8 protein-coding genes are annotated in these 14006 nt (G+C 54.5%); 6 read left to right on the top strand and 2 right to left on the bottom strand.

Annotated elements, in window-relative coordinates:
- The first annotated feature begins 33 nt into the window (after window positions 1-33).
- The 6 genes from ACYVJM_RS00305 to ACYVJM_RS00280 are packed head-to-tail and all read left to right on the top strand — an operon-like array spanning window position 34 to window position 11837.
- Window positions 34-1167 carry a glycoside hydrolase family protein gene (locus ACYVJM_RS00305; RefSeq protein WP_461146210.1) on the top strand — a complete coding sequence of 378 codons (1134 nt, stop codon included), beginning with the start codon at window positions 34-36 and terminating at the stop codon, window positions 1165-1167.
- Between the two features lie 33 nt (window positions 1168-1200).
- Window positions 1201-3774 carry a glycoside hydrolase family protein gene (locus ACYVJM_RS00300; protein WP_461146209.1) on the top strand — a complete coding sequence of 858 codons (2574 nt, stop codon included), beginning with the start codon at window positions 1201-1203 and terminating at the stop codon, window positions 3772-3774.
- 27 nt (window positions 3775-3801) lie between these two features.
- A complete protein-coding gene (locus tag ACYVJM_RS00295; protein WP_461146208.1) occupies window positions 3802-5526 on the top strand; it encodes a sodium:solute symporter family protein in 1725 nt (574 codons plus the stop codon).
- Window positions 5527-5544: 18 nt separating this feature from the next.
- Window positions 5545-7599 (top strand): glycoside hydrolase family 2 protein, encoded by a 2055-nt coding sequence (locus ACYVJM_RS00290; protein ID WP_461146207.1) that lies wholly within the window; start codon window positions 5545-5547, stop codon window positions 7597-7599.
- The gene (locus ACYVJM_RS00285) at window positions 7577-9871 is read left to right on the top strand and encodes an FAD-dependent oxidoreductase (protein WP_461146206.1); all 2295 of its coding nucleotides are present in this window, start codon (window positions 7577-7579) and stop codon (window positions 9869-9871) included. The genes ACYVJM_RS00290 and ACYVJM_RS00285 overlap by 23 nt, the downstream gene beginning before the upstream one ends.
- Window positions 9872-9896: 25 nt before the next feature.
- Entirely contained in the window at window positions 9897-11837 is a 1941-nt protein-coding gene (locus ACYVJM_RS00280) for a cellulase N-terminal Ig-like domain-containing protein (RefSeq protein ID WP_461146205.1), read from the top strand.
- A 382-nt stretch (window positions 11838-12219) separates the two neighbouring features.
- Here ACYVJM_RS00280 and ACYVJM_RS00275 read toward each other — a convergent pair whose 3' ends face one another.
- Window positions 12220-12858 (bottom strand): ribonuclease H1 domain-containing protein, encoded by a 639-nt coding sequence (locus ACYVJM_RS00275; RefSeq protein WP_461146204.1) that lies wholly within the window; start codon window positions 12856-12858, stop codon window positions 12220-12222.
- 124 nt (window positions 12859-12982) lie between these two features.
- Window positions 12983-13951 (bottom strand): MBL fold metallo-hydrolase, encoded by a 969-nt coding sequence (locus ACYVJM_RS00270; protein ID WP_461146203.1) that lies wholly within the window; start codon window positions 13949-13951, stop codon window positions 12983-12985.
- Window positions 13952-14006 lie beyond the last annotated feature (55 nt).

Here is a 14006-nt window from a genome sequence, read left to right as displayed (position 1 = left end):
AACAATCCCTACCCTATTGCCTTGTTGTCAACTATGACCGACCGACGCACGTTTCTGGCTTCTGCCGCCGGGTTGTTCCTGACGGGCTCCGCTATGGGGGCACTTGGGCACAACCTGACCGGCCAGAAGTCTGATACCCTCGACATTAACGCGCTAATGCAGCCCATACAACCCCGTTCAATCCTGCGCGACCCCGACTGGTTTATCTGGGGCGGTGGTATGGTACGCACTGTCGACGGCGTTTGTCATATGCTGTTTGCCCGCTGGCCCCGTAAGGAGGGGTTCAATGCCTGGGTGACGCACTCCGAAATTGCCCACGCCACCAGCAACGACCCACTTGGTCCCTGGACCGTGACGGGCTCGGTTTTTGATCGTCGACCCGGCTTTTGGGATGCGGACAACCTGCATAACCCGCTGATCCAGGAATTCGAAGGCAAGTATTACCTCTATTATTCCGGCAATTTCGGTCCACGCAACGGCACCAAAGATGGTTGGTGGATTCACCGCAATAACCAGCGGCTGGGGGTAGCCGTTGCCGACCATCCGGCCGGTCCGTGGAAACGCTTCGACAAGCCGCTGCTCGACAGAACCCCCGGCTCATTCGATGGCTTGCTGGTTAATAGCCCCACCGTAGCCCGCAGCCGGACCGGACAATACGTGATGGTTTACAAAGGCGTGAGCGAGGGGCCGATGCCGTTTGGCGGCAAGGTCCGGATGGGCCTGGCTACGGCAACAAACCCCTTAGGGCCCTGGAAAAAAGAGAACATAACCCTCTTCGATCATCCGACGGAGCAATTTCCAACCGACGATAACTTCATCTGGTATCAGCCGACCGGGAACGGTGAGGGCCGTTTTTACGCCATCGTGAAAGACTATCGGGGCTTTTACACCAAACAGGCTCGGCCGGGTTCAGTAGAAAAAGAGTCACTGGTGCTGTTTACGTCTGTAACCGGACGCGACTGGGCATTGGCCGCGCATCCGTTTGTGTCGGATTTTCACCTGCGCTGGGCCAACGGGTCTGTCAGCGACCGGCTCCACCGGCTCGATCAGCCGCAGGTCTGGCTCGAAAACGGGAAACCATCGGTGCTGTTTCTGGCCGTGAAAGCGAAGGATGATGCCGATGATTCGGACTTATCGTACAACATTCAGATCAAGCTAAAATCCTGAAATAGCCCGGGTCCTATCGTAAATACTCACTCAATGCACTCTATCTGGAAAATTGCACTTATAAGCGTAGGCTGGCTCACAGTACGGGCTCAAACGAATCCGCCAGTAGCACTGGCAAATGAGCGCGTCAGAATTAGCTGGAAAAATACGCCGGCAGGCTGGGCCATTGGTCAGGTGACCGTACGAAAAGGCGCGAACTGGGTAAACCTGTCGACGCCCTCCGGCGAAAACACCCTGCTGTATGCCGCCGATAAGCCTTCCGATAAGCCCGATACCACCTTTAAGGATATTACAGGCCAGCCTTTTCCCGCCGAAAGATATCATTACCAGCAGAAACAGTGGGCCGAAAGTACCAATCCGGTGTCGCTGAACAAGGCGGGCAAGGCGCTGCATTTTTTTTCGAAAGAAGCAAAACAGACACGTCCGAATAGCCTGTCATTTCAGCACGAGACAGAAGCGGCTACGGTCAGTACGGTCTGGTCATTCGATCCCCGCTTCCCGTCGGACATTGTGGTGAAACAGACCGTAACCGCCAGAAAGTCGGGGTATTTTTCGCTGGCCAGCCCAACGCTGTTCACTGTTTCGGAGCAGAATCTGGGCTGGGCAACCATTCCGGGCTATTTTCAGGGCAACAAACTCCAGCCGAACTTTGCGCTGGCCTATGCTTACGGGCACGGCATTCCAACTCTCCCGGCCGTTTACCGGGAGCGCTGCGCCAGCACCCTTTGCCCGATGTTGACGACGAAAACCGGCGTTACCATCGCAGTTATTCCGGAACCGGGTCTATCGCGTGACCCCTGGGCCGTAGATAAGAGCACGCAGATTGACTGGGAGATTGGCTTGTCGCATATGAACCGGAAGGCGCAGCTTTCACCAACGCTCTACTACCCGGTGCTGGGTGAGCCAAAATCCAGCCTGCAACCCGGCGAAAGCATCAGCTATACATTCCGATACAGTCTGACGGATGGCGACTGGTTCAAAACGCTTAACCATGCCGTGTACGACATCTATCAATTTAGGGAAACACTGGCGCTGCGGCAGTCAACCCAGTCGTTGACGGAACGTATCCAGAAGATGCACCACTACCTCACCGACCCAAAAACGTCGCTGTGGAATATAGAGGAGTTTGACGGCAAAAAACTGGGTGCACAGTCGTACCTGGGTGGCGTTGTCGGCTCCGACAGAGATGCCATGAAAAACTCCGACTACGGTGCCATGTGGATGCTCGCCAACGCCACCCAAGACCCGCTCCTGACCGAAAACGTGCTTCCCTACGCGCAAAACTTCAAGCTGGCCCAGCAGGAAACCGGCAACAGTTTCTTCAAAGGGGCACCCGAAGGACAGTATTATCTGGCAAAGTCGAAGAAGTTTGTAGAGGAATGGGGCTCCGTCGTGGAGCCGATTGGTCTCACGTACTACACCATGCTCGACATGGGCAACATGCTCCTCTTCGATCCGGCCAATACGGAACTCAAGGAACGGCTGCGACTGGGTGCCGACCGGTTGCTGACCTGGCAGAAACCCGATGGCCGCTGGGCGGTGGCCTACGACCGGAACACCGAACAGGAGATATTCACCGATGTTCAGGATGTGCGCCCCACCTTCTACGGGCTGATTGTTGCCTATCGAATTCTGAAAGACCCGAAATACTTGGCTGCTGCCCGAAAAGGGGCCGACTGGTTCATCAAAAACGCGGTCGAGACGGGGAGCTTTCTGGGTGTCTGTGGCGATGCGCGCTACGCGCCCGATTTCGCAACGGGCCAGTCCGCGCAGGCATTGCTGGACTTATATGACCTGACGAACGACATCCGTTATCAGCGTTCGGCGATTACGGCGGCTAAAATTTACACGACCTCAATTTACACCCACCCCATTGCCAGCCATAAACCGAAAACGGTCAATGGGATTCCGCGCGAAGACTGGGAAATCAGCCAGACGGGCTTAAGCTTTGAGCATGGCGGCATTTTTGGCTCGGCCACGCGGCTGGGACCAATTCAGTTGTGCAGCCACGCAGGTTTGTTCATCCGCATGTATCAACTGATGAGAGAACCGATTTTCGCGGATATGGCCCGGTCAGGAGCCATCGGCCGGGATGCGTTTGTCGACCCGAAAACGAGTGTGGCGTCTTACTACTGGGAACGGATGAATAAAGGGTCGGGGCCGTATCCGCACCATGCCTGGTGGCAGATCGGCTGGCTTACCGACTACCTGATGGCCGAAGCCGAACTCCGCTCGGCGGGAAAAGTGACGTTTCCGCGTGGGTTCGTAACGCCTAAAGTGGGGCCGCACCAGACATACGGTTTCAGTGCGGGTTCTGTGTATGGCCAACCGGCCAGTCTGCTTGTTCAGGAAGGGCTGGTGCAGCCCGACAGCCCAGTTATCGACTACATCCTGGCCCGCTCTGTCGATCAGAAAAAGCTGTATGTCGTTTTGCAGAACAATCGGGCGCAGGCCACGAAAACAACGGTAAAGCTAAACCCGGCCGTCATTCACAAAACAATGACCAAGGCCCGCTGGCTCCCAACAAACCAGGCTGTTCCTGCAGGCGACATCGCGATCGACGTACCGGGTTTCGGTCAGCAGGTACTGGAAGTGGAGTTAAGATAAACGTATTTTTTGATAGGGTTTCAGCTTATGAATACAACCATTGATACCGCCGTTATCGTTATTTTTTCGGCCTTTGTGCTGGTCATCGGCATGTTGTTTGCCCGTACCGGCCGCAACCTTAAGTCCTTTTTTGCCGGGGGCGAAGCGGTGCCCTGGTTCATTGGAGGGTTGTCGCTCTTCATGAGCTTTTTTTCGGCAGGTACGTTCGTCGCGTGGGGAAGCATTGCTTATAAATACGGCTGGGTGGCTATCACTATTCAATGGACCATGTGCATTGGGGCCATCATCACCGGACTTTGGCTGGCCCCCCGCTGGAAAAAAACGGGGGCTCTTACTGCCGCTGAGTTCATTCGGAAACGGCTAGGCTTACCCGTCCAAAAAACTTACATTTTCATTTTCACCCTGGTCAGCATCTTTATCAAGGGATCGGTGCTGTATCCGGTGGCGAAACTGGTGAGCGTGTCACTAAGTCTTCCATTGGTACCCACCACCATTGGCCTCGGCATTTTCATGATTGCGTACACGGCCGTTGGTGGCCTGTGGGCCGTGATGGTGACCGATATTCTTCAATTTGTGGTGTTATCGGCCGCCGTATTCATCCTGATGCCGCTGGCGTTCGATAAAGTCGGCGGATTCGAAGCATTCACGCAGAAGGTACCCGCTACCTTTTTCGAACCCCTTAACGGCGAATACACCTTCGGGTTCGTACTGGCGTTCATTTTCTACCACATCGCTTACATTGGCGGAAACTGGACGTTCGTGCAGCGGTACACCAGCGTCGACAGTCCTAAATCGGCCCGTAAAGTGGCGTTTCTGTTTGCCGGGCTTTACCTCGTCAGCCCGATAATCTGGATGCTGCCACCCATGATCTACAAGGCCATCAACCCATCGCTGGTGGGGCTCGACACGGAGAATGCGTACCTCGAAATCTGCCGACTGGTATTACCACCCGGCCTGCTGGGACTAATGCTCACAGGCATGTATTTCTCTACATCGGCCAGTGCCAACACCGCGCTGAATGTAGTGTCGGCGGTCTTTACGAACGATATTTACAAAGGCATCATCAACCCCGGAGCTACCGACCGGCAACTTATTCGGGTAGCCCGGCTGTCGTCGTGGGGGTTCGGTATGGGCATGATCGGCATTGCGCTGCTGGTGCCTTATGTGGGCGGTATTGTCGAAGTGGTGCTGAGCATTGGGGCCGTAACCGGTGGTCCACTGCTGGCTCCGGCCATCTGGGCGCTGTTTTCCAAACGACAAACGGGCCGTACTACCTTATGGATAACCTGTTCAACGCTTGGCCTGAATCTGCTTTTTAAACTGATTCTTCCGGTGCTGATCGGTTTCAAACTGAGCCGGGCCGAAGAAATGGTGATGGGCATGGGCGTACCCATTTTGCTGCTGGCCATTGCGGAATGGCTGGCCTCACGTCAAACTACCGTTAGTGCTGATTACCTGCGCTATGTGCAGGAAAAAGCCGATACACCCGTGATTTCGTCGGACGATGCGGCTTTGGAGGCATTGGAAACAAAACGGCAAAATCGTTTTGGGCTGAAAGTTATTGCGGGTGCGCTGGCGTTTACGGCACTCATGCTGCTGGGGCTCAGTCTGCTCACGGCGCAGGGGGCGGGCGTAACGGCGCTCATTGCCATCCTCATTTTATGCGGTGCCGCTTTTTCGTGGTTTGCCGCCCTCCGCATTCAGGTACTCCCCGAAGCGACACCCCTGATGCGGGAAGTTAATCACCCCTAAACTTTCCTTAACCTAGCTATGCGTCAACGACTTCTTTTTTTGGTACTGATAACGCTTTGCGCTTCTGCCAGTTTTGCCCAATACACCATCCGCGACCCGAACGGCATTCCGCTGCACGGCGAATGGCGGTTTACCCTTGACCCCGTCGATGCGGGCGAACACGGCAACTGGTATCGGGATGATGCCTCCCTGAATCGGTGGGAAAAGGTCACCGTGCCACACTGTTTTTCGGTCGATCCCCGCTTTCAGTTTTATACCGGAACGGCCTGGTACCGCCGGACTTTTCCCTTTCAATCCACCCCCGGCAAACGCGTTATCCTGCATTTCGATGCGGCTTATTACGAAACGTCGGTCTGGGTAAACAACCGGAAAGTGGGGACCCATGAGGGCGGTTACACCCCGTTTCAATTTGACATTACCGACTTTCTGCAACCAGAATCGGCCAAGGGTGCGCTGAATACCATCGCCATTTCGGTTAACAACAATACCTGGAAAACAACGACCATACCGGGGGCGAAGGATAACAACCTGCCCGAATCGTTTCCGGGCTGGCTCAACTACGGTGGCCTGATTCGGCCCGTTTACCTGACCGTCGAGCCGGAGGTGTACGCCGAAACGGTCAAAGTAGAAGCTAGTCCAGACTTAGTAAAAGGCACCGCGACGTTAGTTCTGAAAACCCGAATCCGAAACGCAGGTAAGCAAGCTATCACGCCAAAACTGGCCTTTCGGGTGGCCCAAAACGGCAAACCCGTTGTGCTGACCTGGAAGCAGCCAGCGGGTTCCGTTGCCGCTGGCCAAACGACGGTACTGGAAGCCGAAACGGTCCTTAAGGCCGCCGACGTAAAACTTTGGAGCGTCGATCAGCCCACTTTGTACGATCTTCAGGTCATTGCCGCTACCGATACCATTCGGACGCATTTCGGGATTCGAAAAGTAGAGGTTCGCAACGCACAACTGCTCCTGAACGGCCAGCCGATCAAGGTAGCGGGCGGAAACCGTGTGGTTGACCACACAGGGCTGGGCTCACTGGAACCTGACTGGCTGGTGGAAAAAGACATGCGCCTGATGAAAGAAGCGGGTATGGAACTGCACCGGCTGACCCACTACACGCCCTCGGAAACCGTGTACGACTGGGCCGACCGCAACGGGATGCTGATCATCAGCGAAGCGGGCAACTGGCAGCTGACACCCCGGCAAATGGATAACGATACCATGCGCACCAAGTTTCGGCAACAGTTTCGGGAGATGGCCGAGCGCGACTGGAATCACCCCAGCGTGATTGCCTACAGCGTGGGTAACGAATACCTGTCTGAGCAACCGGCAGGCCAGCGGTGGACCAAAGATATGATCGCCTACGCCCGCGAACTCGACCCTACGCGTCTGTACACCTTCGCATCTATGCGATTGAATACCCTGCCTAAAAAACCGGAAGATGAAGCCAGCCAATACTGTGACTTTATCTCGACAAATACCTATGGCAACCACGCCAACATCCTGAAACACATCCACTCGCTTTACCCCGACAAGCCGATTTTCGTTAGTGAATACGGCTTAAGGGCTGATGGGAAAGAGGGCGAAGCCGGTCAGGTAACGCACATTGAGAAGTTCCTGAACGATATCCGGCCACTGCCGTATGTAATAGGTGCGTCGTGGTGGTCGTTCAACGATTACCTAAGTCGGCACGACGGTACCAACCCGGACGGCACCCGTCCGTGGGGACTCGTTCGGGGCGACCGTTCGAAACGGCTGCTTTACAAGGCACACCAGACCGGCATGGCCCCCGTTACCGTCGAAAAAGTAAGCTGGACGACGGGCAGTGAGGGTGTTCATACTATTACCCTGCGGGTTACCGCCCGTCCTGACTTCCCGGCCTACACCCTCAAAAAGTACCAGCTGAAAGTAGATAAACTGCGGCTCAGTATTCCCGATTTACAGCCGGGCCAACAGGCCAACCTTACGTTTCCGGTACGTGGTTTCGACAAGACGCTAACCGTCGAAGTCCTCAAACCAACCGGCTTTTCAATTCTTACCCAAACGATTGATTCAACGAATGATACGCGAGCAAGCAACTGATAAACGAACACTCAAGAGCATTCGCCACGAAGCCGACTTGCTGGTTGTTGGCGGAGGGCTATCCGGCGTCTGCTGCGCGCTGACAGCGGCCCGGGCGGGCATTCGGGTGCTGCTGGTGCAGGACAGACCCGTGCTGGGCGGCAACTCCTCCAGCGAAGTGCGGCTCTGGGTGCTGGGGGCCACCTCCCACATGGGCAACAACAACCGCTGGGCTCGCGAAGGTGGTGCCATCGACGAAATTCTGCTCGAAAACCTCTACCGCAATCCCGAGGGCAACGCCCTTATTTACGACACCATTCTGCTCGAAAAAGTAGTGCTGGAACCCAACATTACACTGCTGCTGAACACGGCCGTTTATGCGGTGGAGATGGACCCGAACGATGGGAAAGAGAACAGTAGCCGCATCAAATCCGTGAGCGCTTTCTGCTCGCAAAACAGTACAACCTACGAGTTGACCGCCCCCCTATTTTGCGATGCTTCCGGCGATGGTATCATGGCTTTTCAGGCGGGTGCAGCCTTCCGGATGGGGGCAGAATCGAGGGAGGAGTTCGGCGAAAAGTTCGCCCCCTCCGCCGATTACGGCGAGTTGCTGGGCCATTCCATGTACTTCTACTCGAAAGATACGGGAAAGCCGGTTCGGTTTGTGCCGCCCGCCTATGCTTTGCAGGACATCACCAAAATCCCCCGTTTTCGTTCATTTAATGTCAACGACTACGGCTGTCGGCTGTGGTGGATCGAATATGGCGGACGGCTGGACACCGTTCACGACACCGAAACCATTAAGTGGGAACTGTGGAAAGTGGTGTTTGGTGTCTGGAACCACATCAAAAATTCGGGTCAGTTTCCGGAGGCCCAAAACCTGACACTTGAATGGGTTGGGCAAATTCCCGGTAAACGTGAGAGTCGCCGGTTTGAGGGCGACTACATGCTGACCCAGGCCGATATTGTGGAGCAACGCACCCACGACGATGCGGTGGCGTATGGCGGCTGGTCGATCGACCTGCACCCGGCGGATGGTGTGTTCAGCGAAAAGCCGGGCTGCAACCAGTGGCACAGCAAAGGCATTTACCAGATTCCGTATCGGTGCCTCTACAGTCGAAACGTCGATAACCTCTTTCTGGCGGGCCGCATCATCAGCGCGTCGCACGTGGCCTTTGGCTCTTCGCGGGTGATGGGCACAAGCGCCTACGTGGGGCAGGCTGTGGGCATGGCAGCCGCCGTTTGTACCCGTCAGCAACTTCGTCCGGCCGATCTCACCGGCGAGCGGCTAAAAACGCTGCAAACGGAATTGATGAAGACGGGCCACCACATTCCCGGCCTTCGGTTACAGGACGAACAAAACCTGGTTCACCTCGCCCGACTATCGGCATCCAGCGAACTTAGGCTAAGCGAACTACCGCCCGACGGACCGCTAATCCCTCTGCGCCATTCGGCGGCACAGATGCTGCCCCTCACACCCGGTCCCGTTCCGAAACTGACGTTCTGGGCGACGGCCGCGCAGGACACCACCCTGACCATTGAACTCCGCCGAAGCAGTCGCCCCGAAAACCACACGCCCGACGTGACACTGGAAACCCGAGAGATTCCATTGCATACCGGGAAACAGTCGGTCAGCTTGCAGTTCGATGCGCCAATGACCGACACGACCTATGCCTTTATCTGTTTTGGGGAAAACGAAGCCGTTTCCATTCAGGGCAGTCAGTTGCGCGTAACAGGCCTGTTATCAGTGTTCAACAAAACCAATCCGGCGGTATCGAACTACGGCAGGCAGGAGCCTACCAATGACATTGGCGTCGATGCGTTTGAGTTCTGGACACCCGAACGCCGACCCAACGGGCATAATATCGCGTTACAGATCGAGCCACCACTGAGCCCATTTGCCCCAATAAACAGTCGAAATGGCGTTCAGCGACCTACTTATCAGCCGAATGCCTGGGTAGCTGACCTTCAGGATACGAACCCTACGCTAACGCTTCAGTGGGAAAGTCCTCAACAGATTCGGGAAGTAGTCTTGCACTTCGATGCCGATTTTGACCACCCGCTGGAATCAGTGCTAATGACCCACCCCGAAACAGCAATGCCGTTCTGCGTCCGGGATTTTATTCTGTGTGACGACCGCAACGAACGCATTTACGAGCAGACCGGCAATTACCTCAGCCAGCAGATTATCCGGTTTGACAAGCCGGTGGAGACCAGAAGCCTGAGTCTGCACCTCAGCGCCATGAATGGACTGGCCCCTGCTTCGCTGCTGGAAATCAGGTGCTATGCTTGAGCCATTGACTAGACGCTTTTCCCCTATGCTTACCCTCAGAACAACACTTCTGCTACTCTGCCTTTTCGTGAGCTTTAGCCTATTGGCTCAGGTCAATCCGCTGGCTGTGCCGCTGGTCAATCAGGCAGGCTATAATCGCGGAGAAGCCAAACGGTTTGTCTGCTACGAAGCCGCCGACGGAACTCCCTTTCAGCTCATCCGGCAATCGGACAAAGCCGTTGTCTTTAGCGGAAAGATTTCAGACCGGGCGGGCGATTTTTCCGCCTTTAACCCAAAAGACGCCAGGGTTGAGTATGTTGTTAGTATTAAAGGTCGGGAGTCTAGTGTACCTTTTCGCATTGCCGACCACCTGATGGAAGGCATTTCCTCGAAACTGGCCTACGATTTTTTCGTGGATGTTCGCGGCTCTGAAGATCCCGTCCACTCGAACGAAGCGAAGGTGTACGGCGGTGGCCCCTCACGCGATCAGGGATCTTACGGGCTTGAAACAACCTTCGAAACGCTTTTCTATGCATCAAACCCAGCCCTGTTCGACCGCTGGACAACAGAACTCGGCGACAAAAAAACAGCCGACCTGATCGACCTCATCCTCTGGCATGGCGAGTTTGCCTATCACCATGTGGACTACAACGGCCCGGTGGCCAACCGGCATGGTACCCTCGGTTACGAAGGTCAGCCGCGCATGAACTACGACTTCTGGAACACCCTCGACCAACTGGCTGCCGTCTGTGCAGCTTACCATACGTTTCTAAAGCCCTACCTGCCCCGGCAAACCTACCTGAACTACCGCAACGAGTGCCGTAAACGCTGGCAGGCCTACGACCGGCACAAAGTAGTTCGGCACTGGACGCAAAGTACCAAATGGGTAGACGAAGGCTTTCAGGAATTCAACGAAATGGGCAACGCCTTTGGGCAGTCGGTATTCAGCAACCTGTTCATGTACCTTTCGGAGAAAGAGGACGCCGACGGCCAGCCCGATCAGTACCTGCGTTGGGCACAGGAAAGCGCCGACGACATCATTAAAAACTGGGATTTTACCAATCCACGGCATATGTGGTGGATTCGAAACGCCGAGCATATTACCCCGCAGGCACTGGCATTTTTCCTGCTCTTTGCGCCCGATAAAGCGCCTAAAGGCACCCGCGAGAAACTCATGGCCTGGCGCGACCATATGAAGCAGAAAACAGCCAATTTCTGGCAGTATCGGGTTCACAGCGAAACCGAATGGGCGCATCCCCGCACTAAAGAACTGGGTGGTGCTCCAGCTCTGGGCGGTTCGATGTTTGCCGTAGCGCATCTGCTCGGCGACCGCGAGTTACGTACCCTTGGCTGGTCGCAGGTGAACTTTGTGTTCGGCCTCAATCCTGTTGGGGCACATCTGAGCAACAAAAGCCCCGAACGGCTGGCCATTAATGGGTATTGGGAAGGGGTCGAAAATGGCTGGCCGAGCGCGCACCCCGATGGTTACGGTATGCTCGGCAAGGTACGCGGCACCCTCGACGGTACGCCACTCGATGCCCAGTTTCCCCGGCCCGGCAGGTCTTTGCCGACTAACAATTCGGTTGCCGGAAAAGGAGATCATATAGGCCAGAATGCCTATGCGACCGAAGGCTGGGCCATCTCAAACCGAGGCTGGATGGCCACCCTCACCTTCGCTCCTTTAGGCACCCAGAGAATTCGAGTCCTGGACGTTATAGGAAAAAAGCCGTTACAAACAGGGAAAGCCGGGCAAACCGTTACCCTCGAATTAACCGCAGCCCTCAATCAGGATCCAACCGAAGTTGAAGCAGGCTGGGTGTTGGTAAGTCTCGATGGAAAGGAACCTATTCAGGTGCCCGTGCAGGAAACCGCCCCCGATTCGGGTATTTTTGTTGCAAAGTATGAGCTTCCGGCTGTCGCCAAACAGGCTACGGTGTCCTACGGCTATTGGGGACTGGGCGTAACCACCGCTATTCAAATCCGTTAACCTGCCCAACACTCGACCAAGCATTAGCCCAGTACAAACAAATGATTGACTATAAAAAGTTAACTAACGTGAGTCCGGGATTATAAATGGCTCCAAAGGGCCTAAATAACGTGAATAATGGCTTGTAAACCGCTGTAACGTAGCCTAATTTTTGTCATCCCGACGCCAGGAGGGATCTTCGGTAGTAGGATTGTTTTTTGTTTGTACAGAAGATCCCTCCTGGCGTCGGGATGACAAAAATTAGGCTAGATTACTATCTAAAAATCAGACACTTGTTATCAATATGAACCATTATTCAGGTTAACCAGGAAAATCAAACTCCTGAGTCCAGCACCAATCGGATAATCATGCAAATCGTTTAAATCTTGTTAGATTCCCGGTCCTATTTTCGTCCAAAATCGGCCGGGTTCTCGCCCCAGACGGTAGTTTCCCACTTTAAAACCGGATTGGCGAAACGGTGCGTCTTTAGCCAGGTTTCGGCTCGGTCCAGCAGTTCGAAGAGTTCGGCATTGCGGGCAGTTTCTTCAAGTTTGGTATTGGCTTTTTTTTTCATCACCCAGCCAATGGCCGTTCGTGAATCGGAATAAACCGGGATGTTGCTATTTTTTTGATGCAGCAGCGCCAGAGCGTGGACAATGGCCAGAAACTCACCGATGTTGTTTGTTCCATCTGAATAGGGCCCCATCAGGAACAGCTTTTGCCTGGTCGCCAGGTAAATGCCCTGGTACTCCATATCACCGGTTGCAGTATTCCAGGCCGCATCGACTACCAGACTATCCTGAATCGGCAAGCCAACTAATTCGGTTAATTTACCTTGCTTTCCCGTCACTTTGGGTGCCTGGCCGATGTGAACATGTGGTTTTTCCTGGAAGGCCTTCAGCGCAGCGGGTTTACTGTCAAATGACTTAAAGAGGGGCTTGGCAAATCCGTCTGTCTGGGCCTTGGCCTCGTCCCAACTGTCGTAAACGCCCGGTTTTCGGCCTTGCCAGACAACATAAAATTTAGGCTTTTTCTGAGCCATAGACTATCTTCTTTTTCTCAAAAGTAAGTACACAATTACGTTTGAGAAATAATCTTACGGACAAAAACAGATTTAAAACAAAAAGCCCTGCCTAGGCAGGGCTTTTTGTTTCGTGTAATGTCGACTAGTCGTTCTGCTTCACAACGGACCAGATCGCGTAGCCAACCACGCCGGTTAATATGCCAAGGCCAAGTACCCGAGCTACGTGGAACGAGGTCGGTGCGGGCATGTCCACGATGCCATTTTCGTCGGTTATGGCTGATTGCTTTACGTAACGACCTTCCGACGGAATAGAACGGGCTTCAAACTCGTGCGCCAGTTTATTCAATCCTAGTTTCAGGTCGAGGCCCCGTACCGATACCCCATGTCCCGTTCCGACAGCCGCCGGGTTCAGATTGTTCAGTTTCAGTACCGACTCTTTCGCAGCCTCCCAGTCGCAGGTGAAGTAGGCCGGTGGGCCATGAAACTCCTCGCGTTGGGTAGCTACCGCCGTAATAGCGTTCTGGTTTGTCGTTACGAAAGCATCGCCGGCAATGAGCGTACGGTCCTTATCCCGAAACAACGAAATATGGCCCGGTGCGTGGCCCGGCGTATGAATTACCCGCCAGTCGGGTAATTCAGGAATCTTTCCATTGTCCGGAAGTGCTTTTATCCGGTCGCCAAAGTCCATCGGCCCAATAGGAAACACCCATGACATATACGACATGCCGCCCCCGCCAATGGCTGGATCTGGTGGCGGGTAGCTTGATTTACCCTGCAAAAACGGCAGCTCAAGTTTGTGAGCATACACGGGCACATCCCAATCTTTCAGCAGCGTTTTCAGCGAACCGGTATGGTCGGCATGGCCGTGTGTCAGAATAATAGCGTCTGGTTGGGTACCGGGGCCAAATAATTCCTCTGCCCGCTTTCTTATCTGGCTGGCATAGCCCATAAAGCCTGCATCGACCAGCACCCAATGATTACCATGACCGGGCGTACCGATAAAAAATACATTGACGAACAATGTTTTTATGCCCGCTACATCGGTAGTAACATCATAGGGCGTTTTACCGTCGGTGTCGACAGGTACCTCCTGTTCTAATTGAGTTTCCATGAGCGTTGAGTTTAATTTCCCTTTAACCCATGGCATCAATAGATTGTTTCTTCTT

Source organism: Spirosoma pulveris, from assembly GCF_054781875.1.
This window is presented reverse-complemented; position numbering and strand designations above follow the sequence as displayed.